The 26066-nt window shown below is 66.8% G+C and carries 24 protein-coding genes and 2 tRNA genes; 17 read left to right on the forward strand and 9 right to left on the reverse strand.

The window, feature by feature from the left end; genetic code table 11:
- Positions 1-460: 460 nt before the first annotated feature.
- From ACG01O_RS06785 to ACG01O_RS06800, 4 genes are all read left to right on the forward strand, one after another.
- Positions 461-3514: a TonB-dependent receptor gene (locus ACG01O_RS06785; protein ID WP_394382752.1), complete on the forward strand. Its 3054-nt coding sequence runs from the start codon at positions 461-463 to the stop codon at positions 3512-3514.
- 163 nt (positions 3515-3677) lie between these two features.
- On the forward strand, positions 3678-4373 hold the full coding sequence (locus ACG01O_RS06790) for a SapC family protein (RefSeq protein ID WP_394382754.1): 696 nt from the start codon (positions 3678-3680) through the stop codon (positions 4371-4373).
- Between the two features lie 5 nt (positions 4374-4378).
- Positions 4379-5344 (forward strand): cupin-like domain-containing protein, encoded by a 966-nt coding sequence (locus tag ACG01O_RS06795; RefSeq protein WP_394382756.1) that lies wholly within the window; start codon positions 4379-4381, stop codon positions 5342-5344.
- A gap of 6 nt (positions 5345-5350) precedes the next feature.
- Positions 5351-7615, forward strand: a complete 2265-nt coding sequence (locus tag ACG01O_RS06800) for a DUF6445 family protein (protein ID WP_394382758.1) — start codon at positions 5351-5353, stop codon at positions 7613-7615.
- Here the strand turns inward: ACG01O_RS06800 and ACG01O_RS06805 are convergent.
- Entirely contained in the window at positions 7596-7904 is a 309-nt protein-coding gene (locus ACG01O_RS06805; RefSeq protein ID WP_394382760.1) for an antibiotic biosynthesis monooxygenase family protein, read from the reverse strand. The genes ACG01O_RS06800 and ACG01O_RS06805 overlap by 20 nt on opposite strands.
- Positions 7905-7968: 64 nt before the next feature.
- On the opposite strand from ACG01O_RS06805, the gene hemC reads away from it, so the two are divergent.
- From hemC to ACG01O_RS06835, 6 genes are all read left to right on the forward strand, one after another.
- A complete protein-coding gene (gene hemC / locus ACG01O_RS06810) occupies positions 7969-8895 on the forward strand; it encodes a hydroxymethylbilane synthase (protein ID WP_394382763.1) in 927 nt (308 codons plus the stop codon).
- Positions 8892-9641, forward strand: a complete 750-nt coding sequence (locus ACG01O_RS06815; protein WP_394382765.1) for a uroporphyrinogen-III synthase — start codon at positions 8892-8894, stop codon at positions 9639-9641. The genes hemC and ACG01O_RS06815 overlap by 4 nt, the downstream gene beginning before the upstream one ends.
- 73 nt (positions 9642-9714) lie before the next feature.
- On the forward strand, positions 9715-10812 hold the full coding sequence (locus ACG01O_RS06820) for a uroporphyrinogen-III C-methyltransferase (RefSeq protein WP_394382768.1): 1098 nt from the start codon (positions 9715-9717) through the stop codon (positions 10810-10812).
- Between the two features lie 2 nt (positions 10813-10814).
- Positions 10815-12062 carry a heme biosynthesis HemY N-terminal domain-containing protein gene (locus ACG01O_RS06825; protein ID WP_394382771.1) on the forward strand — a complete coding sequence of 416 codons (1248 nt, stop codon included), beginning with the start codon at positions 10815-10817 and terminating at the stop codon, positions 12060-12062.
- Between the two features lie 127 nt (positions 12063-12189).
- Positions 12190-12266: transfer RNA gene (locus tag ACG01O_RS06830), tRNA-Arg, on the forward strand.
- Between the two features lie 200 nt (positions 12267-12466).
- Positions 12467-12543, forward strand: a tRNA-Arg gene (locus tag ACG01O_RS06835).
- 81 nt (positions 12544-12624) lie between these two features.
- Here ACG01O_RS06835 and ACG01O_RS06840 read toward each other — a convergent pair.
- A complete protein-coding gene (locus tag ACG01O_RS06840; protein WP_394382773.1) occupies positions 12625-13674 on the reverse strand; it encodes a CaiB/BaiF CoA transferase family protein in 1050 nt (349 codons plus the stop codon).
- A gap of 14 nt (positions 13675-13688) precedes the next feature.
- Between ACG01O_RS06840 and greB the strand changes: the two genes are divergently transcribed.
- Entirely contained in the window at positions 13689-14255 is a 567-nt protein-coding gene (gene greB / locus ACG01O_RS06845; RefSeq protein ID WP_394382775.1) for a transcription elongation factor GreB, read from the forward strand.
- Positions 14256-14300: 45 nt separating this feature from the next.
- Here the strand turns inward: greB and ACG01O_RS06850 are convergent, their stop codons facing one another.
- The 4 genes from ACG01O_RS06850 to ACG01O_RS06865 form a co-directional block, all read right to left on the reverse strand.
- The gene (locus ACG01O_RS06850; RefSeq protein WP_394382778.1) at positions 14301-16559 is read right to left on the reverse strand and encodes a RelA/SpoT family protein; all 2259 of its coding nucleotides are present in this window, start codon (positions 16557-16559) and stop codon (positions 14301-14303) included.
- A gap of 80 nt (positions 16560-16639) precedes the next feature.
- Positions 16640-16843 (reverse strand): DNA-directed RNA polymerase subunit omega, encoded by a 204-nt coding sequence (rpoZ, locus tag ACG01O_RS06855; protein WP_394382780.1) that lies wholly within the window; start codon positions 16841-16843, stop codon positions 16640-16642.
- Between the two features lie 34 nt (positions 16844-16877).
- On the reverse strand, positions 16878-17498 hold the full coding sequence (gmk, locus tag ACG01O_RS06860; protein ID WP_394382782.1) for a guanylate kinase: 621 nt from the start codon (positions 17496-17498) through the stop codon (positions 16878-16880).
- Positions 17499-17507: 9 nt separating this feature from the next.
- Positions 17508-18422 (reverse strand): YicC/YloC family endoribonuclease, encoded by a 915-nt coding sequence (locus tag ACG01O_RS06865; RefSeq protein ID WP_394382783.1) that lies wholly within the window; start codon positions 18420-18422, stop codon positions 17508-17510.
- Between the two features lie 31 nt (positions 18423-18453).
- On the opposite strand from ACG01O_RS06865, the gene ACG01O_RS06870 reads away from it, so the two are divergent.
- From ACG01O_RS06870 to hemW, 5 genes are read left to right on the forward strand one after another with little or no spacing between them, the layout of a single operon-like run.
- Positions 18454-19422 carry a serine/threonine protein kinase gene (locus ACG01O_RS06870; RefSeq protein WP_394382785.1) on the forward strand — a complete coding sequence of 323 codons (969 nt, stop codon included), beginning with the start codon at positions 18454-18456 and terminating at the stop codon, positions 19420-19422.
- A complete protein-coding gene (locus ACG01O_RS06875) occupies positions 19419-20318 on the forward strand; it encodes a PP2C family protein-serine/threonine phosphatase (protein WP_394382788.1) in 900 nt (299 codons plus the stop codon). The genes ACG01O_RS06870 and ACG01O_RS06875 overlap by 4 nt, the downstream gene beginning before the upstream one ends.
- Before the next feature lie 13 nt (positions 20319-20331).
- Complete coding sequence (gene rph, locus ACG01O_RS06880; RefSeq protein ID WP_394382790.1) at positions 20332-21054, forward strand: ribonuclease PH; 723 nt, start codon at positions 20332-20334, stop codon at positions 21052-21054.
- Entirely contained in the window at positions 21051-21656 is a 606-nt protein-coding gene (gene rdgB / locus ACG01O_RS06885; protein ID WP_394382792.1) for an RdgB/HAM1 family non-canonical purine NTP pyrophosphatase, read from the forward strand. Before rph ends, rdgB begins: the two co-directional genes overlap by 4 nt.
- A gap of 5 nt (positions 21657-21661) precedes the next feature.
- Positions 21662-22846: a radical SAM family heme chaperone HemW gene (gene hemW, locus ACG01O_RS06890; RefSeq protein WP_394382794.1), complete on the forward strand. Its 1185-nt coding sequence runs from the start codon at positions 21662-21664 to the stop codon at positions 22844-22846.
- 35 nt (positions 22847-22881) lie between these two features.
- On the opposite strand, the gene ACG01O_RS06895 is transcribed toward hemW, so the two are convergent.
- Positions 22882-23805, reverse strand: a complete 924-nt coding sequence (locus tag ACG01O_RS06895) for a LysR substrate-binding domain-containing protein (protein WP_394382796.1) — start codon at positions 23803-23805, stop codon at positions 22882-22884.
- Between the two features lie 94 nt (positions 23806-23899).
- Here ACG01O_RS06895 and ACG01O_RS06900 point away from each other — a divergent pair, with 94 nt between their 5' ends.
- On the forward strand, positions 23900-24223 hold the full coding sequence (locus ACG01O_RS06900) for a hypothetical protein (RefSeq protein ID WP_394382798.1): 324 nt from the start codon (positions 23900-23902) through the stop codon (positions 24221-24223).
- 81 nt (positions 24224-24304) lie between these two features.
- Here ACG01O_RS06900 and ACG01O_RS06905 read toward each other — a convergent pair whose 3' ends face one another.
- Together ACG01O_RS06905 and cheD are read right to left on the reverse strand one after the other, a co-directional pair.
- Complete coding sequence (locus ACG01O_RS06905; protein WP_394382800.1) at positions 24305-25393, reverse strand: protein-glutamate methylesterase/protein-glutamine glutaminase; 1089 nt, start codon at positions 25391-25393, stop codon at positions 24305-24307.
- A 12-nt stretch (positions 25394-25405) separates the two neighbouring features.
- Positions 25406-26065: a chemoreceptor glutamine deamidase CheD gene (gene cheD, locus ACG01O_RS06910; RefSeq protein ID WP_394382804.1), complete on the reverse strand. Its 660-nt coding sequence runs from the start codon at positions 26063-26065 to the stop codon at positions 25406-25408.
- Between the last annotated feature and the right edge of the window lies 1 nt (position 26066).

Genomic DNA, 26066 nt, shown 5'->3' on the forward strand with positions numbered 1-26066 from the left:
CCAGGCCCCTGTTCCTGGGGCGTTTTGTGGCGGGTTTTGTGGCGTGAGGGCTGCAGCCAAGGGAAAACCAGAGAGGGGGCAGCATTGATGCCGTCAGTCGATTCGGCTAACGTAGACAGCGTTGTCAATTTGACGCCAACGCAGCATTTCTTGCGGTTTGGTCAGACATTGAGATCGCTACCAGTTGTGATTGAGATGCGCCTTGGAAACCGCCAGAGGCCTGGGCTGCCGGGGCTCCCGCAGACGCGGCAGACCCGCCGTTTTGTGGCGCTAAATAGCAACGAGGTCTCGCGTAAACCCTAGCAGAACAGGGGGAATCGAATCAATACAGTCCATTCGGCGCCCAGGTTGTTCCAGCATTCGGCCGGTTGTTGATATCGCTACCAACAGCGGCCGTGGGTGAAGAGAGAACATCGTCCACCGGCTCCGCAAGGAGTCGTCAAAGCAAACAAGGAGACAAATGAAACATCCTCAAAGTTCCAAGACGCGGCACGACGCCCCGTTCGCCCGCCGGCTCAAGCCGGTGGCGTGGGCCTCGTCGGTGGCGCTGCTGACCGGCGCTGCTGCGGTGCAGGCGCAGCAAGCGGCTCCCGCCGCCCCCGGCGCCACGCAGGCGCTCGAGACGGTGGTGGTGACCGGCATTCGCAAGTCGCTTGACAGCGCTGTCACGCTCAAGCGCGAGAACCGCGGCCTGGTGGACGGCATCGTGGCCGAAGACATCGGCAAGTTCCCGGACAGCAACCTGGCCGAGTCGATGCAGCGCATCGCCGGCGTGTCCATCGACCGCGCACCCAGCGGCGAAGGCTCCAAGATCACCGTGCGCGGTGTGGGCCCCGACTTCAACCTGGTGCTGCTCAACGGCCGCCAGATGCCCACCGGCGTGATCAGCAACGAGAACGGCGGCGCCAACGGCTCCCGCGCGTTCGACTTTGCCAACCTGTCGTCCGACTCCATCTCGGCGCTGGAGGTCTACAAGACCGCACGTTCGTCGTCGCCCACGGGCGGCATTGGCGCCACGGTCAACGTCAAGACCGCGCGACCGCTGGACAGCAAGGTCCGCATCGCGAGCCTGGGCATCAAGGCCAATTTCGACGGCTCCAACAGCCGCCTGCCCGAAGCGTTCAAGGGCAGCAGCGTGACGCCGGAAGTCTCGGGCATCTACAGCGACGTCTTCGCCGACGGCACGCTGGGCCTGGCCATCAGCGGCAGCTACTCCAAGCGCGATTCCGGCTCGAACAAGGCCTACACGCAAAACGGCTGGCGCACCTTCACCGCCAACTCGGGCGACTGGGGCACCATCCCCGCCAAGCCGGCCACGGGCACCGACCCGATCGTGAACCGCCCGACCGGCCTGTACTCCACGTCCACCGACATGCGCTACTCGCTGACTGCGCTGCAGCGTGAGCGTGTGAACGGCCAGGCCGTGCTGCAGTACGCGCCCAGCAAGGACTTGAAGTTCACGCTGGACTACACGCTGGCCAACAACACCATCAACAAGAAGAACGCCGAGCTTTCCAGCTGGTTCAACTTCTCGTTCGGCCCGTCCACGCCGCCCACCACGTTCACCAGCGGCCCCGTGGCGACGCCCATCATCCAGACGGCGCTGTTCCCGAACAACGACCACGACCTGGCCATCAACGGCGGCATCTACGGCGACAAGACGCAGGTGCGCTCCACCGGCTTCAACACCGAGTGGAAGGTCAACAACGACCTGAAGTTCGAGTTCGACGCACACCACTCCACGTCCAGCACCAAGCCCAACAGCCCGTTCGGCAGCTACTCGACGATGGACTTCGGCCTGTTCAACCAGGGCAACGCGACGGCCTACTACGACCAGAAGTTCCCCATCTTCAGCCTGCCGACGACCAAGTTCGACGCCAGCAAGCTGATGCTGACGGGCAGCCAGTTCGTCAGCAACCTCAGCGCCCAGACGGTGGACCAGTTCCAGACGCAAGGCAGCTACCGCGTGGACGTGGACAACAAGCTGACCGCCGGCCTGGGTTTCACCCGCGTGAAGAACCGCGCCGCGAGCTACAACAACCAGAACAACGACTGGGGTGGCGTGGGCTCGCAAGGCCAGTACTCGAACGTGGCGACGGTGACGGAGAGCCTGCCCGGCTTCTTCAGCCAGATCCCGGGTTCGGGTGATTCGCGCCTGTTCCCGAACTTCTACATGTTCGACTTCAACAGCCTGCGTGCTCGCTCGATTGAAGTGCTCATGGCGTCGCGTGGCGTGAGCCGTGCGCAAGCGGAGGCTTACTTCTCCGCTGCACCGGACTACTCGCTGGGCAACGACTGGCGCACGACGGAGAAGTCCAGCAGCGCGTTCGCGCAGTGGGACCACTCGTTCGACACGGCCATCCCGATGAACCTGTCGGCCGGCCTGCGCTATGAAAGCACCAAGGTCGTGTCCGCCTCGCAGGTGGTGTCGCGCACCTCGGCGTCGTGGATCTCGCAGAACGAAGTGACGCTGACCTCCGGCGCCACGGTGTTCGACAGCAAGACTGGCAAGTACAGCTACGTGCTGCCCAGCATCGACTGGGACGCTGACCTCGCCCCCGATGTGAAGGTGCGTGCCAGCTACGGCCACAACATCGGCCGTCCGGGCTGGAACGACCTGGTGGGCGGCACCAACTTCGGTGCTGGCGCCAACGCCGGGGGCGGCACGGGCTCGCAAGGCGATCCGTCGCTCAAGCCGCTGCTGTCCAAGAACTTCGACCTCTCGGCCGAGTGGTACTACGGCAAGGGCAGCTACCTGGCCGCCGGTGCGTTCTACAAGAAGGTCAGCAACTTCGTCGGCACGTCCAACGTCACGCAAACCATTCCGGGTGTCACCACCCCGATCGGCGGCGCGTACTACAAGGCCGGCCTGGCGGCGTGCGGTGGCAATGCGCAGCCCCTGTGCATTCGCAACTACATCTTCAACAACTTCAAGGGCAAGCCTGGGGTGGTGCAGACCGGCGTGAACGCGTCGGGCGAAATCCTCGGCACCATCGCCGGCCAGCCGGGTGACCCGCTGCTGAGCTTCCAGGTCACGACGCCGTCCAACGAAAAGGGCGACAACATCAAGGGCCTGGAGCTGAATGCGCAGCACATGTTCGGCAACAGCGGCTTCGGTGTGTCGGGCAACTACACCTTTGCCCGTGCAGGCCTGAAGTACGACAACACCAACATCACCACCCCGCAGGCGGCGTTGTTGGGCGTGAGCGACTCGGCCAACCTAGTGGGCTTCTATGAAGACAACACCTGGTCGGTGCGCGCGGCCTACAACTGGCGCGACGAGTTCCTGGCCTCCAAGGTTGACGGTGCGGGCAACAACCCGGTCTACACCGAAGCCTATGGTCAGGTGGACATGTCCATCGGCTACAAGATCGGCAAGGACCTGACTCTGCAGGCCGACCTGATCAACCTGAACGATGGCTACATCCGCCAGCACGGCCGTGCCAAGGAGCAGCTGATCTCGGCCACGCAGACCGGCCGGCGTTACCTGATCGGCGCTCGCTACCGCTTCTGAGCGGTGCCCTCGGCCGCAGGTGCCTGACCCCTCTCGGGGCGTAGCTCTGCGGCTGAACCGGGCCGGACGCGCGCTTGCCGTGCGCCCGGCCCGTCCTGTTTTTCTGCCCGGCGGGGCCACAATCAAAAGCACTGCCCTTCGCCGCGAATTTCAGCCCACACCCATGCTGCAACTGCTCAACAACATCACCCACAAAGACCTGCGCGTCGTGACCCAGCGCGGGGCGCAGTGGGGCGACAACGTGATGTCGGCGCTCATCACCCCGGACGAGTTCCGCAGCGTGCAAGCGCATTACCCCATCCTGTTCCAGCCCGACGGCGAAGGCGGCTACCAGGCCGTGGCCTTGTTCGGCCTGGAGCAGGGCCAGAACCTGTTCCTGACGGCCGATGGCTGGGATGCGGAATACCTGCCGCTGTCCATGCAGCGCCTGCCGTTCTCCATTGGCGTGACCAATGGCGAGCTGCGCATGATGGTGGACATGGCCAGCCCGCGCATCAGCCACGGCGCCGAGGGCGAGGCGGTGTTCCTGCCGCACGGCGGCACCACCGATTTCATCGAGAACGCCAACACCGTGCTGCGCACACTGCACGAGGGCCTGGAAGCTGCGCCCGAGTTCATGCAGGCGCTGGTGGCGCACGAGTTGCTGGAATCGGTGCGCATCGAAGTCGAGCGACCCGACGGCTCGCGGGGCGAGTTGGTGGGCTTCTTCATCATCCATGAAGAGCGCCTGGCGTCGCTGGACGCCGCCACCATCGGCCTGCTGCACGAGGCCGACTACCTGCAGCCCATTTACATGGCCATCGCGTCGCTGTCCCACCTGCCGGCGTTGATCCGCCGCCATTTGGCCCTGAACGCCTGAGGCCCATGCGCGAAAGCCGCGTGCTGGACGCTGCCGTCCTGCAGTCCACCGAGCCCGTGCTGCTGCGCGGCCTGGTGCGGCACTGGCCGCTGGTGCAGGCGGCGCAGCAGTCCGACGCCGCTTTTTGCGCAGAGTTGCGCCGTTACGGCGCTGACACGCGGGTGGGCCTGTGGCGGGGTGGCCCCGACATCGACGGGCGCTTCTTCTACAACGCCGACCACACGGGTTTCAACTTCCACCGTGAGGTGGCGCGCTTTGGCCAGCTGCTGGATGAGTTGCTGGCCGGTTCGGCGGACGCGCTGTACCTTGGCTCCACCGAGCTGGACGGCAGCTTTCCGGGTTTGCGCCAAGCCCATCCGCTGGAGGTCGGCGCGCCCGATCCTCTGGTGAGCTTGTGGCTGGGCAATCGCACCCGCGTGGCCACGCACTTCGACCTGCCGGACAACGTGGCCTGCGTGGTGGCGGGGCGGCGCCGGTTCACGCTGTTCCCGCCCGACCAGGTGGCCAACCTGTACATCGGCCGGCTGGACCTCACGCCCGCCGGCCAGCCCATCAGCCTGGTGGACCTGGCGGCCCCCGACCTGGACCGTTACCCCCGCTACGCCGAGGCGCTGCGCCACGCCCAGGTGGTGGAGCTGGACCCCGGCGATGCGGTCTTCATCCCGAGCCAGTGGTGGCACGGCGTGGAAAGCCTGGCCGCGATCAACGGGCTGGTTAACTTCTGGTGGCGGCAATCGCCCGCCTACATGGACACGCCGCTCAACACGCTGATGATGGCGCTGCTGAGCCTGCGCGACCTGCCGCCCGCGCAGCGCGACGCCTGGCGCGTGCTGTTCAACCACTACATCTTCGATGCCGACGCCAGCACGGCCGCCCACATCCCCGCTGCCGCGCGCGGCGTGCTGGCGCCGCTGGATGACAACGCCGCGCGCCAACTGCGCGCCGCGTTGCTGCAACGACTCAACCGCTAGACCCGCATGACCTCCGCAGCCTCGCCCCAGCCCATCCGACGCATCGTCATTGCCGGCGGCGGCACGGCCGGCTGGATGGTGGCCGCTGGCCTGGCCAAGTGCCTGGGCCAGCAGTACGACATCTGTCTCGTCGAGTCCGAGGAAATCGGCACCGTGGGCGTTGGCGAAGCCACGATCCCGACGCTGCATTTCATGCACGAGATCTTGGACCTGGAGGAGAAGGAGTTCATCCAGGCCACGCAAGCCACGTTCAAGCTGGGCATCAGCTTCGAGAACTGGCGCAACGTCGGCGAGCACTACTTCCACTCCTTCGGCAAAACCGGCCAGGGCCACTGGACGGCGGGCTTTCACCACTTCTGGCTGGAAGGCCGCAAGCGCGGGCTGGCGAGTGACTATGGCGACTACTGCCTGGAACTGCGCGCCGCGCTGGACAAGCGCTTCGCCCTGCTGCCCGAGGGCGGCCTGAACTACGCCTATCACTTCGACGCCACGCTCTACGGCCAATACCTGCGCCGCTTCTCCGAAGACCTTGGCGTGCGGCGCTTGGAAGGCAAGATCGTGCAGGTGCACCAGACGCCGGAGCAGGGCGACATCACCGGCCTGACGCTGGACAGTGGCGTGCGGGTGGACGGTGATTTCTTCATCGACTGCACCGGCATGCGGGCCTTGCTCATCGGCCAGGCCCTGGGTGTGGGCTATGAAAGCTGGCAGCAGTGGCTGCCGTGCGACCGCGCGCTGGCGGTGCAGACCACATCGGTGGAGGAGCCCGTGCCCTACACGCGCTCCATTGCCCACCCGTGGGGCTGGCAGTGGCGCATTCCGCTGCAGCACCGCGTGGGCAACGGCCTGGTGTTCAGCAGCCGGCATGTGAGTGACGACGACGCCCGGCGCGCGCTGCTGGACAACGTGCAGGGCGAGGTGCTGCGCGAGCCGCGCGTCATTCACTTCACGCCGGGCCAGCGCGAGGCGGTATGGAAGCGCAACGTCGTGGCCATCGGCCTGTCCAGCGGCTTCCTGGAGCCGCTGGAGTCCACCAGCATCCACTTGATCCAGAAGGGGCTGACGCGGCTGGTGGAGCTCTTCCCCACCGACGGCATTTTCCAGAGCGACATCGACGAATACAACCGCCAGGCGCGCGAGTCCATCGAGCACATCCGCGACTTCATCATCCTGCACTACCACGTCACCCATCGGGCCGACTCTGACTTCTGGCGCCGGTGCCGCGACATGGACGTGCCGGCTTCGCTGCAGCACCGCATCCAGCTGTTCCGCGACTCCGCGCGCTTCGTGCCGGCCGCGGGTGATCTGTTCGCCGAGAACTCCTGGGTGCAGGTGATGATGGGGCAGGGCATCGTGCCCCGCGCGCACCACCCTATCACCCGGCAGATGGACAACGCCAGCCTGTCGGACTTCCTCGGCACGGTGCGCAAGGATGTGGCGCGCCAGCTGATGAAGTTGCCGCGCCACCAGCAATTCATCCAGCAGTTCTGCCCCGCACCCGCACCAGACCGCGCGGCCCCTGCAGCCCGACCCGCGGCCCCGCCCGCTGCCGTGAGCGCCCCGGCCTTGCGCATCAACCCCCAGGCCGTGCCCAGCATCGTGACGCTGGATGACGGCTCCAAGGTCTATGTGCTGGACGACTTTGTGCAAGACCCGCAAGCCCTGGTGGATTGGGCCCAGTCCCAGCGCGATCAGTTCGAAGCACCCGAGGGGCATCCGTACCCCGGCCCGCAACTGGGCCTGCCCGCCTCTCTGTGCGCGGAGTTGAGTGAGTTCTTCCAGCGCCATCTGCGTCAGCCGCTGCGTGCAGGCGAGCCGGTGGGCATGTACGGCCGCTTCTCACGCGTGATGCAGGCGCCGTCCACGCTCGATGCCCGGCAGCGCGTGTGCCACCGAGACGACTCCGGCCTGCAGGCGGGCGAGATGATCTGCGCCTCGGTGCACTACCTGTTCCAGGACCCGGCACTGGGCGGCACGGTGTTCTTCCGCTCGCGCATGAACGCCGCCGACACCGAGGCCTTCATGCACGACGCCAACCACCTGAGCGCGTCCGCCTTCGGCGAGAAATACGGCATCGCGCCGGGCTACATGACCGAGGGCAACCGGCACTTCGAGGTCATCGGCCGCTTGCCCGCCAAATGGAACCGTGCGGTGTTCTACGATGGCGGCATCTTCCATTCCGGCGACATCGGCCGGGCGTCGCCGGCGGCCTACGCGCAAGACCCGGGGCGGCTCACGCTCAACGCGTTCTTCAAGAGCCGTCGGCCTTGAACTTGGACTCGCGCAGCAGCTGGCACACCTTGAGGTTGTATTCGGCGTAGAAGTTGGCACGGCCCTGTTTCTTGGCGTTCACATGCAGCGCATTGACCGCCCACGCCTGCTGGCTGGCTTCGTCTTCAAACTCCACGATCACCACCCGCTCGCCGTCATCCGCCGTGAACACCTTGTGCGACAGGTAGCCGGGCATGGTCTGCGCCAGCGCTCCCATCTGCGGCGCCAGATCGAAATAGTCCGTCCGGGATTCATCCTTGAGCCGGGAGCGGAACACGGTGACGATCAAGAGGGACTCCTTGCAAGCAGTGGGGTGCGGTGAAGCGCGATTGTGGCGCCTCGATAATCCGGCCATGACCACCTCCATCACCATCGCCACCCGCGAAAGCCGCCTGGCGCTGTGGCAGGCCGAGCATGTGCAGGCCCGCCTCGCTGACGAACTCGGCATCACCGCCGCCCTGCTGGGCATGACCACGCGCGGTGATCAGATCCTCGACCGCACGCTGTCCAAGATCGGCGGCAAGGGCCTGTTCGTAAAGGAGCTGGAAACGGCCTTGGCGGAGGGCCGCGCCCACCTGGCTGTGCATTCGCTCAAGGACGTGCCGATGGAGTTGCCCGAGGGCTTCACGCTGGCCGCCGTGCTGGAGCGCGAAGACCCGCGCGACGCCTTCGTCTCGAACGACTACGCCTCGCTGGCAGAGTTGCCCGAAGGTGCTGTGGTGGGCAGCTCCAGCCTGCGGCGCGTGACGCAACTGCTGAGCGTGCGGCCGGACCTGCGTGTCGAGCCGCTGCGCGGCAACCTCGACACGCGCCTGCGCAAGCTCGACGAAGGCGGCTATCACGCCATCTTGCTGGCCGCTGCGGGCCTCAAGCGCCTGGGCCTGGGCCACCGCGTGCGCAGCGTCTTTGAGGTGGACCAAATGCTGCCATGCGCAGGGCAGGGCGCGCTGGGCCTGGAAATCCGGTCCGACGACGCCGCGCTGGCGCAAGCGCTGGCGCGCCTGGCGCACCTGCCAACCTGGCTGGCCTGCGAGGCCGAGCGTGCCGTGTCGCGCGCCCTGGGCGGCAGCTGCAGCCTGCCGCTGGCCGCGCATGCCCGCTGGCAAGACGGGGCGCTGCATCTGGATGCCGCGCTGGGCCATGCCGAGTGGCACACCTCGCCGCTGCTGCGCGCCGCCGTGGCGGGCACGGTGGACACGGTGGATGCCGCACGTGCGCTGGGTCAGCAGGCAGCCAGCCGTCTGCGCGAGCTGGGCGCTGGCCAGTACCTGCCCGTATGACCCGCCCCACGCTGGTCGTCACCCGGCCGCGGGCGCAATGCGCCGCGTGGCTGGCGCGTCTGGCGGCGTTGGGGGTGGAGGCAGTGGCCTTGCCCCTGATCGAGATCTTGCCGGCGCGCGACCCAGCACCGGTTGAAGCCGCCTGGGCCGCGTTGCCGCAGGTGGATTTGGCGGTGTTTGTCAGCCCCAATGCGGTGGCGCAGTTCTTTGCGGCATCGGGCGGCCGGCCTTGGCCGGCACACACCTTGGCCGCCTGTGTGGGACCGGGCAGTGCGCAGGCCCTGCTGGCGCACGGCGTGCCGGCCGCGCAGGTGGTGCAGCCGGCCGACGATGCGGCAAGCCTGGATTCCGAACACCTCTGGGCGCAGCTCCAGCCGCGACGCCCTTGGGCCGGCGCACGCGTGCTGCTGCTGCGCGGCGACGGCGGCCGTGAATGGTTGGCCGAGCGGCTGCTGGAGGCCGGCGCGCAGGTGCAGGCCGTGACCACCTACCACCGCACCGGGCCGCGCCTGGATGCTGCCGAAGCAGCATTGCTGGAGCGTGTGCGCCGCAATCCGCAGCACTTCGCGTGGCTCTTCAGCAGCGCCGAGGCGGTGGGGCACTTGGCGCCCTTCGGCCTGACCGGGCAGCGGGCGATCGCCACGCACCCTCGCATTGCGGAGGCTGCGCGCGCATCGGGCTTCCTGCCTGTGGTTTTGGCGCGACCGGCCCCCGAAGCGGTGACGCAGGCCCTGGAGGGGCTCTGACAGAATCTGGCGCACTGTGAGTGAGCCCGAGCTGAATCCCCCCGTAGTTGCCGCAGCCGAGCCTGCCGCCCCGATGTCTCCTGCCGCCACGGCGGCCCCAGCGTTGCCCGCCTGGCTGCCCTGGCTGCTGGCCTTGTTGGGCGCAGCCGTGCTGATGTGCGTGGCCCTGGCCTGGCAGAGCCTGTCGCGCCAGCAGTCGCTGGAACAGGAATTGGTGCGCCGCCAAGAGGCCAGCCAGACCCAGGCCGCCGAAGCGCGCGTGGCCGCCAAGCAGTCGGCTGAGCTGGTGCGGGACACCGCGGCCAAGGTGTCGCTGCTGGACGCGCGGCTGGCCGAAGTGGCGCTGCAGCGCGGGCAACTGGAAGAGCTCATCCAGTCCATGTCCCGATCGCGCGACGAGAACGTCGTCGGTGACATCGAGGCGTCCATCCGCGTGGCCTTGCAACAAACCCAGATCACCGGCAGCGCCGAACCCCTGATCGCAACGCTCAAGCAGGCCGATGAACGCCTGCTGCGCTACAAGCAACCGCGCATGGAAGGCGTGCGCCGCGCGGTGGCACGAGACCTGGACCGCGTGAAGGCCGTGGCCGTGATCGATGTGTCCACGCTCACCATCAAGCTTGACGAAGTCGTGCGCATGGCGGATGAGCTGGCGCTGGTGTCGGCCGGTGAGGCCGCCCCGCGCACGCGGAACGACGAGCGACATGCGGACGCGGCCAAGGACCGTGAGCGCGCCCTGCAGCTGCAGCGCGAGCAAGCCGCTGCTGCGGCCGACGGCCGTTTGGCGCTGTGGTGGTGGCAGGCCAGCCAGCAACTGTCCAGCTGGACGGGCCTGGTCTGGGGCGAGGCCCGCACGCTGCTGCGCGTGACGCGCATCGAGCACCCCGAAGCCGCGCTGGTCTCACCGGATCAAAGCTTCTTCCTGCGCGAGAACCTGAAGCTGCGCCTGCTCAATGCGCGGCTGGCGCTGCTGAGCCGGCAGTTCGACACCGCACAGTCCGACCTGCGCGACAGCCAAGACATGCTCAACCGCTACTTCGACACGCGTTCGCGCAAGGTGGGGGCGGTGCTGGAGCTGCTGCGCCAAGTGGCGGGGCAGGCGCGGCAGGTCAGCGTGCCGCGGCCTGACGACACGTTGGCCGCCCTGACGGCCGCCGCTGCGGGGCGTTGATCATGCGCCTGGTGATTTGGCTGGTTCTGCTGTTCGCGGTGGCCGTGGTGGCCGCGCTCACCCTCGGGTCCAACGACGGGCTTGCGAGCTTCTACTGGGCGGGTTGGCGTCTGGATCTGTCGCTCAATTTGTTCCTGTTGCTGCTGATCGCCGGGTGCTTTGCGCTGGTGACGGCCATCCAGGCCATCGAGGCGTTGACGACGCTCCCCAAGCGCGCCCGTGAATGGCGTTTGGCGCAGCGCGAACGCAGTGCGCAGATGGCTTTGCGCGAGTCGCTGGTGGAGCTGTTCGGTGCCCGCTACAGCCGCGCCCAGAAGGCGGCGCAAAAGGCGCTGAGCATCCAGTCCGCCACGCCGGAGTTGGCGGCAGACCCGTCCTTCATGGCGCTGGCGCACCTGCTGGCGGCGGCCAGTGCCCACCGCCTGCAAGACCGCCGTCACCGGGACGAGCAATTGCAGTTGGCCCTGGGCCTGACGAGCCGTTTGGGTGGCGCCCGCGCGCAGGAAGACGGCGCCCGGCTGCTGGCGGCGGAGTGGGCGCTGGACGATCGCGACGCCCCGCGCGCCTTGAGCGTGCTCAGCGAGTTGGCGCCTGGCGTGGCGCGGCGCACGCAGGCGCTGCGCTTGCGTCTGCAGGCCTCTCGTCTGGCCAAGCAACCGCTGGACGCACTGCGCACGGCCCGTCTGTTGGCCAAGCACCAGGCGTTCTCCAAGGCGGCCGCGCAAAGCCTGCTGCGTTCCCTGGCGTTTGAGGCGCTGGACGGCGCACGCGACGTCGACCAGTTGCGCGCCGCCTGGCAGCAACTGGATGCCAGCGATCGCCGCGATCCCTTGGTGGCTGCGCGCGCGGCTCAATGTGCCGGGCAACTGGGCGCGCCGGATGACGGTCGCGGCTGGCTGCGGCCGTTCTTCGACGATTTGGCTGCGCTTCAAGCAGACGATCGTTCCGCGCTGGCCGTGGCCTTGGTGCCAGTGCTGGCCGGTTGTGGCCCGGATTGGCTGCAGCGGTTGGAGCAAGCCCAAGCCCGCTTCCCGCGCGAGCGCGCATTGGCCTACGCGCTGGGCCATGCGCTCGCCGAGCGCCAGCTGTGGGGCAAGGCGCGCTTGATGCTCGAGGTGGTGGCAGAGGACGCGACCATGCCCTCGGTCGCCCGACGTCGCAGTTGGCTGGCCTTGGCCGCGATGGCCGAAAACGACGGCGACGACGCGCGCCGCGCGCGTTGCTTCGAATCGGCCGCGCGGCTGCCTTGAGTGCGCCGAGCAGCGTCAGGTAGGTTCACAAAAAGCACTGTCCTGCAGACCGTGTGAGTGAAGCGGCGCGCTGCTTGGCAGAAAACTTGCGCGGGATTCCAAAAACTGGTTATACTGTGAGGCTTCAGCGGCTGTAGCTCAGTTGGATAGAGTACTTGGCTACGAACCAAGGGGTCGTGGGTTCGAATCCTGCCAGCCGCGCCATAACAAGAAGAGCAACGGGTCCCGTGCGAAAGCACCGGACCCGTTTCCATTGGTGCCTCAGTGCGTGCGCCTTCCCTGGGCGCGCTGCAGTGACACGCGATCGGACCGGCGGCGAGTTCGTCGTTGCGCGAAAAATTGAAGAGATCGAGTTAGAGCGCTGAAATTCCAGCTAGAATGCTGAGTTCCAGCTAAACAGCAACGCGGCTGTAGCTCAGTTGGATAGAGTACTTGGCTACGAACCAAGGGGTCGTGGGTTCGAATCCTGCCAGCCGCGCCAAAAACAAGAAATGCAAAACGCCTCGGTGCTCCTCGCACCGGGGCGTTTTTGTTTGTGCGTCCGATTGGCTCGCGGCGGAGTTCAGCGGCTGAACCGCGGTGCGGGCGAGGGTTCCCAGTGTCCGTCTGCACGGCGGCGGTAGCTTTGTCGTTCGCGGGCATGCGGGTGGTCCGGCGCTTCGGCCAGGTTCAGCACGGGTGCGAAACAGGCGTTCGTGCCTTCGAGGCGCTGCTGCCATTCCTCCATCGTGCGTTCACGGATGCGCTGGGCCACGCGCTCGCGCACGGCGGGCCACTGTCGGGTGTCGTGCTGGCTTGCCGGCGAGATGTCGCCAAGCTCCAAGCGCTGCAGCAATTCCGCGTAGAACTGGGGCTCCAAGGCGCCCAGCGACACGTAACGTCCATCCGCGCATTCAAAGCAGTCGTAGAACGGAGACTGGTGCAGGAAGAAGTTCTGCTCCGGCGCCTCCGCCCAGCGCCCGGCGGCGCGAAGCGAATGCAGCAGGCCGGCCATGAGGCCCACGCCGTCCGTCATCGCCGCGTCGATCACGCAACCTTGCCCGGTGGCACGCGCCTGCCACAGCGCGGCCATGACGCCGAACGCCAGCATCAGGGCGCCCCCGCCCATGTCGCCAATCAGCGTGGCGGGGATGCTGGGCGCTTGGCCGGCGCGGCTGGCAATCGACAGCGCGCCGGTCAAGGCCACGTAGTTGATGTCGTGACCTGCGGCCTGGGCCAGCGGGCCGGTTTGCCCCCAGCCGGTGACGCGGCCGTACACCAACGCCGGGTGCTGTGCGCGCAGTTCAGCAGGCCCCAAGCCCAGGCGCTCCATCACGCCGGGCCGGAAGCCTTCGATGAGGGCGTCTGCGCCTGCGATCAGTTGCCGGGCCTGGTTCAGGTCACCAGGGTGTTTCAAGTCCAGGCAGATGCGTTGCTTGCCGCGAGCCAAGCCCGTGCCCGTGTCGATGGCGGGCGGCCCGGGGCGGTCGATCACGGTGACCTGGGCGCCATGGTCCGCCAGCAGCATGCCGGTCAGCGGGCAGGGGCCCAGCCCCGCCATTTCGACGACCTTCAAACCCTCCAGCGGGCGAACCGGAGGGGCGGGCGAGGCGGCAGGGGCGGCGGCTTGCATCGGACAATGCTCGCATGAACAAGGCATTCACCAAGGAGCCGGATGGGGCCGAAGACGACGACGGCGACGGCGTGTCGCTGCCGGCGCTGCCTGCCGGATCGCGCAACTACATGACCCCTCAGGGCCACGCCCGGTTGCGCGCAGAGTTCATGCAGCTGATCGACGTCGAGCGACCGAAGATGGTGGAGACCGTGTCCTGGGCGGCCAAGAACGGCGACCGCTCAGAAAACGGCGACTACCTCTACGGCAAAAAACGCCTGCGGGAGATCGATCGGCGCCTGCGCTTCCTGACCAAGCGGCTGGACATCGCCGAGGTGGTGGACCCGAGCGTGCACCATGGCCGCGAGCAGGTCTTCTTCGGCGCCACCGTGACCTATGCCAATGCCCGCGGCGAGGAGCGCACCGTCACGATCAAGGGCATCGATGAGTCCGACAGCCTGGCCGGCGAGGTCAGCTGGATCTCGCCCATCGCCCGCACCTTGCTCAAGGCGCGGGTGGGCGACGAGTTGAACCTGGTGACGCCGGTGGGCGTGGAAAAAATCGAGGTGGTGGACGTTCAGTACCCGGCGCCCAAGGCCTGATGCGGGCCTACCGGCCGCTCGGCGCTTGAACCCGTTTCGCCTGACTCAAGGCTTCACCCGCCAGACGCGCTGGACCGGGGCGGTGCGGCGCAGCACCCGCAGCACATCGGCCAGGTGCAGCCGGTCGCGAACGTCCAGCAGCAAAGTCATTTCCGCGGTTTCGCGCAGGGGCGCGTCGTCCGTCATGGAGATGTGCGTGATGTCGGCTTCCGCCTGCGCCACCGACTGGGCCACCTGCGCGAGCACGCCCTTGCCGTTGTTGAGCAGCAGCGCGATACCAGCCTCAAAACTGCGTTTGAGTTCTTCGGCCCATTCCACCTGGATCCAGTGCTCGCTGTCGCGCTGGAACAGGCGGCGCCCGACCGCACACTCGCAGGTGTGCACCACCAGGCCTTCACCGCGGCCGAGGTAGCCGCGCACCTCGTCGCCCGGAATGGGGCGGCAGCACGTGGCCAACTGCACCGACGCGCCTTCGCTGCCGTCGATGGTGACGCTGCCCTGCTGCGCCGAGGTTTCGCTGAAGCGGCCGAGCGTCAGCGCCAGTGCATCAGGCTTCTGACCCTGTGCGGCCATGAGGCGGGCGAGCTTCTTCGCGATGATGGTGGCAATCTTGCGGCCCGCGCCCACGTCCACCAGCAGCTGCTCGACGCCAGAGCTGCCGGCCCAGGCGGCCAGCTCCGTCCACATCGGGTGGGCCGGGTCGTCCATTTCCAGACTGGGCAGCGCCAAGCCCTCGGCGCGCATCGCTTGGGCCAGCATCTTTTCGCCCAGTTCGCGGGACTCCTCCTGCTCCAGATCCTTCAGGTAGTGACGGATCTTGGAGCGGGCCCGGCCGGTGCGCACAAAGCTCAGCCAGGCCGGATTGGGGCTGGCGCCTGGGGCGGTGATGATTTCGACGATGTCGCCGCTGCGCAGCTCGGCGCGCAGGGGCACCGGCTCGCCGTTGACTTGCGCGGCCACGCAGTGGTCGCCCACGTCGGAGTGAATGGCGTAGGCAAAGTCCACGGGCGTGGCGCCCTTGGGCAGCGCCATGATCTTGGACTTGGGGGTGAAGACGTAGATCGAGTCCGGGAAGAGGTCGATCTTCACGTGTTCCAGGAATTCGTTCGCGTCGCGCGTTTCGTCCTGGATGTCGATCAGGCTTTGCAGCCATCGCGCGTTGGCCTGCTGCGCCATCAGCGCTGACGCCTGCTTGCCGCGGCTCTTGTAGATCCAGTGCGCCGCCACGCCTTGCTCGGCGATCTGGTGCATGCCCTCGGTGCGCAACTGGAATTCCAGCGGCGTGGCCAGCGGGCCCATCAGCGTGGTGTGCAGCGACTGGTAGCCGTTGTCCTTCGGCGTGGCCACGTAGTCCTTGAAGCGGCCCGCTTGCGGCTTGTAGAGCTGGTGCAGCACGCCCAGCGCCGTGTAGCACTGCAGGGGCTCTTCCGTCAGGATGCGAAAGCCGAAGATGTCGCTCACCTGGGCGAAGGACAGGCCGCCCTTTTCGCGCATCTTTTTATAGATGGAGTAGACGGTCTTCTCGCGCCCCTGCACCGACACCCGCAGGCTGGCCTTGGTGAACGCCGCGCGAATCTCGCCTTCGATGCGGGACACCAGATCGCGCCGGTTGCCGCGGGCCTTGGCCACCGCCTTGGTCAGCACCGCATAACGCCAGGGGTGGAAGTACTGGAAGGACAGGTCTTGCAGTTCGCGAAACGTCTGGTTCAGCCCCAGCCGGTGCGCGATGGGGGCGTAGATGTCAAACGTCTCGCGCGCGATGCGCCGCGACTTGTGCGGCGCCATCGCACCCATCGTGCGCATGTTGTGCAGCCGGTCGGCCAGCTTGATGAGGATGACGCGCAGGTCGCGCGCCATGGCCAACAGCATCTTGCGGAAGGACTCAGCTTGCGATTCCTCTTTCGTGGAGAACTGGAGCTTGTCCAGCTTGGTCAGGCCGTCCACCAGGTCGGCGGTGGTTGCGTCGAATTTCTCAATCAACTCGGCCTTTGAGACGCCGCAGTCCTCGACCACGTCGTGCATCAACGCCGCCATCAACGCCTGCGCGTCCAACCGCCACTCGGCACAGATGCCGGCCACGGCGATGGGGTGTGTGATGTAGGGCTCGCCGGTCGCGCGTTTCTGGCCGAGGTGGGCTTCGTCGGCGAACTTGTAGGCCTCGCGCACGCGCTTGACCTCGGCCTTGCTCAGGTAGCCCAGCTTGGGCAGCAGGGCGTCGAAAGAGGCCGCCTCTGCTGGCGTGGGTGGCGCCGCCGGGCGAAGGCCGGGCAGCGTGAACCAGGCAGTGAGAGATCGTTGGGCCATGGCCCGAATTTAGCTGATGCCCAAAGCACAACGGGCGTCCTGGGAAGCCCAGGACGCCCGTTGAACGGGAAAGGAATCGATCAGACCGGCACTTTGCGCAGCATCTCGACGCCGACTTCGCCGGCCGCGATTTCGCGCAGGGCGGTCACGCCCGGCTTGTTCTTGCTTTCGATGCGGGCGCTGTGGCCTTGGCTCAGCATGCGAGCACGGTAGGTGGCAGCCAGCACGAGCTGGAAGCGGTTCGGGATCTTGGTCAGGCAGTCTTCGACGGTGATGCGGGCCATGGTGTTCCTTGAGGTGTGCGGTGCGGGCGGTCGGTCAGGGCAGATCGAGCGCCTGGAAGACAGCCGAGCGATTTCGGCGCTGAGCCGCGTATTTTAGCCGCTGTGCGTGGACGATGGTTTTCAGGTCGAACACGGCGGTGTCGAACACGGCGTTCACCACCACGAAATCGAAGTGCTGGGCCTGGGCCACTTCGACACGGGCGTTGTTCATGCGCTTGGCAATCACTTCCGGTTCGGTGTCGCCACGCCGGTTCAGGCGCAGGCGCAGCTCATCCCAGCTCGGGGGCAAGATGAAGATGAGCACCGCATACGGGAACAGCTGCTTGATTTGCAGCGCCCCCTGGTAGTCGATCTCCAGCACCACGTCCTCGCCGTGTTGCAGCCGCTCTTCGATGCCGGCGCGCGAGGTGCCGTACAGGTTGCCGTGCACCTCGGCCCATTCGAAGAAATCACCGCGCGCGGCCATGGCGCGGAATTCATCCGGCGCCACGAACCAGTACTCGCGGCCGTGTTGCTCCTGCCCACGGGGCGCACGCGAGGTGTGTGACACCGACACCGCCAGCTTGGCATCCAGCTCCAGCAGCGCCTTCACGAGGCTGGATTTGCCTGCCCCGCTCGGGGCGGCGACGACGAAAAGATTGCCCGGGTATTCCATGACTGCCTGTTATTCGATGTTCTGAACCTGCTCGCGCATCTGCTCGATCGCGACCTTCATTTCGACGGAAATATTCGTCAACTCCAGCGCGGCCGACTTCGAGCCCAGGGTATTGGCCTCGCGGTGCAATTCCTGGATCAGGAAATCCAGCCGTTTGCCCAATTCCCCGCCTTTTTTGAGCAGGCGCGTGAGTTCGTCCAGGTGCGCGCGCAGCCGCCCCAGTTCCTCTGCCACGTCGATGCGGATGGCGAAGGCCGCGGCCTCGTTCAAGGCGCGCTCCTGCAAGGCTTCCTGGGGGACGGACGTGGCGCCGCCCGTGCTGGCCAGGGCTTCCTGCCAGCGCTCCAGAAAGCGTTGCTGTTGGCGTGCCACCACGGCGGGCAGCAGCGGTTCGGCTTCGTCGGCCAGTTGGCGCAGGCGTTGGATGCGCTCTTGCAAGATGGCCACCAGCTTGGCGCCCTCTCGCTCTCGGGCGTCCGCCAGGCCTTGGACGCAGGCCTGCGCCGCCTCCAGCGTGGCAGCGTCCAGCGCCACGGGCGTGGCCCCGCCGCTCTTGCACCAGTTCAAGGCTTCGTGAACGGACAGCGGCGCCGCTTGCGGCAGCCAGGCTCGCACCTTGGATTCGAGGTTGGCCAATCGGTTCAGCTGGTCTGGCTGGGGGCTGGGCCACGCGCCGTCGCTGTCTTTCTGCGTGTTAATCCGCAGTTCGATCTTGCCGCGCTTGAATCGTGCGGCAATCAGTTCACGCAGTTGAGGTTCCAGGCCGCGCAGCTCTTCCGGCATGCGCATGGACAAGTCCAGAAATCGTCCGTTGACGGACCGCAATTCAACGCTGACGGACGCAGACTGTGACGGGTTGCCGTCGTCGGCTTTAGGGGGTTGTGCCAGGGAATTGGCATACCCGGTCATGCTGTAGACTGGCATTTCGCACTCGCAAAACAGACAAAACGCGATTATGTCCAAGCCGAAGCCGGCGCCCTTGCCAGCAGGCACGGTGGTTGGGGGCTACCAGATCATCAAGCGACTGGCGGCGGGAGGTTTCGGCGTCGTCTATCTCGCCGAGGATCCCGACCATCACCTGGTCGCGCTGAAGGAATACCTGCCCTCATCCCTGGCCGAACGTTCGCCCGGTGAATTGACGCCGCGGGTGAAGCCGGAGAAACAGCCGTTGTACCGGCTGGGGCTGAAGAGCTTCTTCGAGGAAGGCCGCTCGCTGGCGCAGATTTCGCACCCCAGCGTGGTTTCGGTGCTGAACTTCCTGCGCGAGAACGAAACCGTCTACATGGTCATGAACTACCTGCAAGGGGACACCCTGCAGGACTTCATCGTGACCGCGCGCGATCTGAAACGCGACAAGGTGTTCCGCGAGTCCACCATCCGCAGCCTCTTCGACGAGATCCTGCGTGGCTTGCGCATCGTGCATCAGCACAAGATGCTGCACCTGGACATCAAGCCGGCCAACATCTTCATCACGAACGACAACAAGGCCGTGCTGTTGGACTTTGGCGCCGCGCGTGAAGTGCTGAGCAAGGAAGGCAACTTCATCCGCCCGATGTACACGCCGGGCTTCGCCGCACCGGAGATGTACCGCCGCGATGGCTCGCTGGGCCCTTGGACGGACATCTACGCCATCGGCGCGTGCATTTACGCCTGCATGCAGGGCTACCCGCCCAACGATGCCCCGCAGCGCCTGGACAAGGACCGCCTGTCGCTGAGCTTGTCGCGGCTGCGCAATGTGTACTCCGACAACCTGCTGGAAGTGACCGAATGGTGCATGTCGCTGGACGCCTTGTCGCGCCCGCAAAGCGTGTTCGCCTTGCAAAAGGAACTGGCGCGGGAGACCGAGCGCCGCTACACCAAGCTGTCGTTCAGTGAGCGACTGAAGCTGCAACTCGAGAACCTCAAGTCCGGAGCGAAGGCATGAGGTTCGCTGTCTTCCAGGTCAGCCGCCGTGGCGGCCGCGAGACCAATGAAGACCGCATGGGCTACTGCTACACCAGCGAAGCCGGTCTGTTTGCTCTGGCCGATGGCATGGGTGGCCACCCCGAGGGTGAAGTGGCGGCGCAAATTGCGCTGCAAACCTTGGCCGCGCTGTTCCAGCAAGATGCTCGCCCCGCGATCGAAGACCCACAGCGGTTTTTGCAAGACAGCATCGTCATCGCCCACCAGCAACTGCTGCGCTACGCCGACAGCAAAGACCTGTCCGACACCCCGCGCACCACGGTCGTGGCCTGCATCCTGCAAGGCAACCAGGCATGGTGGGCGCACTGCGGCGATTCGCGGCTGTATCTGGTGCGCCAAGGCAAGCTCATCGCCCGCACCCGAGACCATTCGTACTCGGAACTTCAAGAAGCGCTGGGCCGCACCTCGCGCCCCGGTGAGGCCTTCAACCGCAACGTGCTCTTCACGTGCCTGGGCAGCCCGGGCAACCCCATGGTGGACTGCCAGGGTCCCTTGATCCTGGAACAGGGCGACCGCCTGCTGCTGTGCTCGGACGGTCTCTGGGGCAGCGTGGAAGATTTCGAAATCGTCCAGCAACTCGCCGACCTCGGCATTGGCGAGGCCGTGCCCGAGTTGGTGGAGCAGGCGCTTCGCCGCGGCGGCGAGCGCAGCGACAACGTGACCGCATTGGCCGTCGAGTGGGAAAGCGATGGCGACCCCGGCGGCGACACGACACAGAACCTCGGCAACTCCGGGTTCGCGTCCACCATCCAGGGCGCCCTGGATGCCGACTTGGTGGCTGGCATGGATGACGAAGAGATCGAGCGCTCGGTGCGCGAGATCAATGAAGTCATTCGCGAACGCGCCAGCCGCCGCTAACTTCCGAACACCCATGACCCAGACTTACCTGCGCAGCGCTGGCCGCGCTGCCAATCAATTGCGCCCGGTTCGCATCACCCGGGGCTTCACCGTGCATGCAGAGGGCTCGGTGCTGATCGAGTTCGGCGCCACCCGCGTGCTGTGCACCGCCTCGGTGGAGGAGCGCGTGCCGCCGCACAAGCGCGGCTCGGGCGAGGGCTGGGTGACGGCCGAATACGGCATGCTGCCGCGCGCCACCCACACGCGCAGCGACCGTGAAGCGGCCAAGGGCAAGCAAAGCGGCCGCACGCAGGAAATTCAACGCCTGATCGGCCGTTCGCTGCGCGCGGTGTTCGACCTCTCCAAGCTGGGCGAGCGCACGCTGACGCTGGATTGCGACGTGATCCAGGCGGACGGCGGCACGCGCACCGCCGCCATCACGGGCGCCTTCGTCGCGGCCCGTGACGCGGTGAATCGCCTGCTGGCCGACGGCAAGATCACCGAGTCGCCCATCAAGGACGCCGTGGCCGCGATCTCGGTGGGCATCGTCAACGGTGTGCCGCTGCTGGACCTCGAGTACACGGAAGACTCCGCCTGCGACACCGACATGAACGTCGTGATGACCGGCGCCGGGGGCTTTGTGGAACTGCAAGGCACCGCCGAAGGCGTGGTGTTCTCGCGCGACGAAATGAACGCGCTGCTGGACTTGGCCGATCAAGGCATTCGCCAGCTCATCGACTTGCAGAGCCGCGCATGAAGCTCGTGCTCGCGTCGAACAACGCGAAGAAGCTGGTGGAGCTGCAGGCGCTGTTCGCGCCGCTGGGCATTGAGCTCGTCACCCAGGGCAGCTTGGGCATCGGCGAGGCCGAGGAGCCGTTCAACAGCTTCGTCGAGAACGCACTGGCCAAGGCCCGGCACGCGTCGCGCGAAAGCGGCCTGCCGGCCCTGGCTGACGATTCGGGCCTGAGTGTGGATGCCTTGGGCGGCGCGCCCGGCGTGCGTTCCGCTCGTTACGCGCTGGATGCCGGTGGCGAGAAAAGCGACGCAGCCAACAACGCCCGCTTGCTGCAGGTGCTGGCCGGGGAGGCGGATCGCCGTGCGCGTTTCGTGTGTGCCTTGGTGGCCGTGCGCAGCGACGCCGACCCCGAGCCGCTGGTGGCCATGGGCCGCTGGATGGGTGAAATCCTGACCGAGCCGCACGGCGCGGGGGGCTTTGGCTACGACCCCCTCATGCACATCCCGTCGATGGGGGCGAGCGTGGCGGCCTTGTCGGCTGACGTGAAGAACCGTCACAGCCACCGGGCGTTGGCGGCGCAGCAACTGATCGCGCAGTTCCGCGAGGTCTGGCACCTCGGTTGACCCGCATGGCGGACTTGCTGCACCTCATGCGCCCGGGCACGCTGCAACTGCCGGCGCTGCCGCCACTGGCGCTGTACGTGCACCTGCCGTGGTGCCTGCGCAAGTGCCCGTACTGCGACTTCAACTCCCACGAGGTGCGGGGCGGCGCACTGGCGCCTGACACGGCCCAGGCCTACCTGGCCGCGTTGCGGGCCGACCTGGAGGCTGCGTTGCCGCTGGTGTGGGGGCGGCCGGTGGTGAGCATCTTCATCGGCGGCGGCACGCCCAGCCTGTTCAACCCCGACGAGGTGGGGCAGCTGATTTCCGACATCCGCGCACGCTTGCCGCTGGAGCCGGGTTGCGAGATCACGCTGGAGGCCAATCCCGGCACATTCGAGCGAGAGCGGTTCAAGGGCTTTCGGGCTGCTGGCGTCACGCGCCTGTCGGTGGGCGTGCAGAGCTTTGACGACGGGCAGTTGAAGGCGCTGGGCCGCGTGCACAGCGCTGCGCAGGCGCGCGAGGCCTTGGCCGAGGCCGCACAGGCGTTCGACACCTTCAACCTGGACCTGATGTACGCCCTGCCAGGTCAGAGCCTGGATGACTTGGCGCAGGAGTTGGACACGGCCCTGAGTTTTCGGCCGCCGCATCTGTCCATCTACCACCTCACCATCGAGCCCAACACGGTGTTCGCCACGCGCACGCCGGCCGGGCTGCCGGACCCCGACCTGGCCAGCGACATGCTGGACCTCATCACCGCCAAGACGGCGGCTCAGGGCCTGCAGCGGTACGAGGTGTCGGCCTATGCGCAGGCGGGGCACCGGTGCCAACACAACCTGAACTACTGGCAGTTCGGCGATTACCTCGGCATTGGCGCGGGCGCGCACACCAAGCTGAGCTTCCCCCATCGTGTGCTGCGCCAGGTTCGCTGGCGCGAGCCGGCTGCTTACATGGCCCAGGCCGAGAAAGTCAGCAACGAGCATGAGGTGGCTCGCAAGGACTTGCCGTTCGAGTTCATGCTGAATGCGCTGCGCCTGAAAGAGGGTGTGACCGTGACCCAGTTCCTGGAGCGCACGGGCTTGCCGCTGTCGGCCATCGCCACCGGCCTGGACCAGGCGCGCGGGCGCGGTCTGCTGTCGCCCGACCTGGCTCGCATTCAGCCCACCGAGCGTGGGTTCGACTTCTTGAGCGACCTGCAGCAGTTGTTCCTTTAGGCCGGCGCCCGTTGCCGGGAGGAAAGCCCGCCGGTTCAGGCCAGGCCGGCTGCCTCGTTCAGGCGTTGTTGCAGGGCGGCAAATTCGGCGTGCAGCCAGTCGCAGAACATGCGCACGGCGGGGTCGTCCCGCAGCGCTTCGGGGTAGACGACGTGGTAGTCGCGTCCGACGTCGAAGTCCAGCTCCTGCGTGGCCACGCGCACCAGGCGGCCGTCCAGCAATGCATCGCCCGCCATCAACTCGCGGGCCAGGGCCACGCCCATGCCCTGCTCGGCGGCTTGCAGCAGCACGCCGGCGTCATTGAAGCTGGCCACCACCACCGGTGCCACCGGCAGGCCGGCCAACGCGAACCATTGCCGCCACACGTCCACATCGTCCAGCAGCGGTTGCTGGGCCAGGGCCTGCAAGGGCTGGCCGATCAGGCGGTGCGCCAGGGCGGGCGCCGCCACGGCAATCAGGGGCGAATGGAACAGCTTTTCGTGCACCAGCCCGGGCCACGGCCCACGGCCCACGCGCAGGCCGACCTGGTAGCCCTCGCGTTCCAGGTCCATCACTTGATGGCCGGTGTGCAGGTCCAGGGTGATGTGCGGCTGCAGGGCTTGCCAACGGGGCAGGCGGGGCATCAGCCAGCGCTGGGCCAGTGAGGGCAGGGAGGTCACGCGCAGCAGGCGGGCCTGCTGCCCGTGCGCCTGGCCGGCTGCCAGCAGCCCGGCTTGCAGTTCCGCAAACATCTTGCTGACCGCCCGTTGCAGCGCCTGGCCGGCGGGGTTCAGGCGCAGGCGCCGGCCCTGCCGGGTGAAGAGTTCAAAGCCCAGCTGGGCTTCGAGGCCGCGAATCTGCTGGCTGATGGCGCTGTGCGTGAGGTGCAGGCTTTCGGCCGCTGCACGGAGGTTTTCGGTCTGCGCGGCCGCTCGGAACGCGGCCAGGTACTGCAGCGGGAAGCGGTCGAGCGAGGTCATCTTGGTAGGTTTGGCTGCCCAGCCAATGAAGATTTCAGCGTTTTGCGCGGGCTCATTGGGTGCATAGGATAACCAGCAAACCCAAGGAGTGACCATGCACACGTTGAATCACTGGACCCCGTTGCTGCTGGCGCCGATGTTGTTGACCGCCGCCCTGAGCGCTCAAGCGTTCAGCGACGAGAACGCGGAGGCGAAAGAGGTGGCGAAAGCGGTGGCGGACCGTCGTGCCGCAGCTCGCGTGGTGGTGCCTGACCCGGCCGGCGTGCCGCGCCGGGTGGTGTGGGTGCCGCCGTCGCCCAAGCGGCTGGATGGATTCAGGCCCTGGACGGCGGATGAGGCACTGCCAACCGCAGACCACACCCTGCGGCTGGCAGCAGCTTCGAGCGCGGCCAGCGGAATCCTGGCGAAGTCGCGCTGATCGGTTGCGTCAAGCCGCTGCGGCCCAGCCCAGCCAGCGCCAGCGGGGCAAGACGCGGCGCTGCCACCGCGCAGCTGGGGGTCAGACGCGGTTCAGCGAGATGCCGGACGTGGCGCGCAGGCGCTCCAGCACCTTGGTGGCGATCTGGTTCAGCGGCAGCACTTCGTCGGCCGCCCCAGCAGCGATGGCCTCACGCGGCATGCCGAACACGACGCAGCTCGCTTCGTCCTGGCAGTAGTTGTATGAGCCCGCGTCCTTCATCACCTTCATGGCGCGTGCACCATCGGCGCCCATGCCGGTCAGCATGATGCCGATCGCGTTTTGCCCCACCACCTTGGCAGCTGACAGGAACAGGGCCTCCACCGAGGGCTTGTGCCGGTTGATGGGTTCGCCGTCTTGCACCCGGGCGATGTAGTTCGCACCACTTCGCTCCACCGTCAGGTGGAAGCCGCCCGGGGCGATGTAGCCGTGGCCCGGCAAGATGCGCTCGCCGTCCTGGGCCTCTTTCACGCGGATCTTGCACAGCCCGTCCAGCCGCGCGGCGTAGCTCTTGGTGAAGCCGGGCGGCATGTGCTGCGTGATGACCACCGCCGGACTGTCGGCCGGCAGGTTGATCAGCACATCCTTGGTGGCTTCCGTGCCTCCGGTGGACGCGCCGATGAAGATCAGCTTTTCAGTGGACGCCTTGCCCAGGCTGGCCATGGTGACGGCCTTGACTGGCGCGGCCGGTGCAGCGCCCGGTGCCGGCGCGGCATGCGCCCGGCGGATGTGGGCCTTGGCGGCGATGCGGATCTTGTCGGTGATGTCCTGCGCCAGCAGGCGGATGCCGTCGGCCACGCCGATCTTGGGCTTGGCGACGAAGTCCACGGCGCCCAGTTCCAGCGCCTTGAGCGTGACCTCGGCGCCGCGCTCGGTCAGCGTGGACACCATCACCACCGGCATCGGGCGCAGCCGCATCAGGCGGGAGAGGAAATCTAGCCCGTCCATGCGCGGCATTTCCACGTCCAGCGTGATGACGTCGGGGTTGAGGTTGCGGATCATCTCGCGGGCCACGAGCGGGTCGGCGGCTGCGCCGATGCATTCCATGTCCGTTTGACGGTTGATGATTTCGGTGAGGATGGAGCGCACCAGCGCCGAATCGTCCACCACCACGACCTTGGTCTTGGCCATGGATGTCTCCTGTCAGAACAAGTCGATGGAGCCGCCGCTGCTGGCGACCGGCTGCACCTTCTGGATCGCGGCCTTGTCCTGTTGGACCAAGGCGTCCGTGTTTGTGGGGGCCAGTCGTTTGACCATGGCCTTGCCGCTGGCCGGCAGGAAGCACACCTTGCGGGGGTACACGTCCATCACGTCCTTGGACACGATGGGAATGCGCTCCAGCTTCAGGAAGTCGATGACGAAGTTGGTGTTGCGCTCGCCCACGTTCAGCGAGTTCATGCCCGAAATCACGGCGCCGCCGCCGAAGATCTTGGCCTCCATGCGGCTCTTGCTCGCGCCGCGCTTCATCATTTCGTTGATCAGCAGTTCCATCGCGAACGAGCCGTAGCGGCCCGAGTCGCCGTTGCCCTCGGGCAGCATGAAGTGGTTCATGCCCCCCACCTTGGCCACGCGGTCCCACAGGCATGCGGCGATGCACGAACCCAGCGTGGTCATGACCAGCAGGTCTTCCTGATCCACAAAGTATTCGCCGGGCAGGATCTTGACCGCTGCGTTCTTGAAGTGCGCGTCGTAGAAGAAGAACGACGCCTCACCCTGCTTGCGCGGTTGCGCCTTGAGCTGGTTGACCTTGGCCAGCGCGGCTGGGTTGCCGAGGGTCGATGCGGAAGCGAGGGGGGTGCTCATG

Source organism: Pelomonas baiyunensis, from assembly GCF_043555935.1.
Taxonomy (GTDB): Bacteria; Pseudomonadota; Gammaproteobacteria; order Burkholderiales; family Burkholderiaceae_C; genus Pelomonas; species Pelomonas baiyunensis.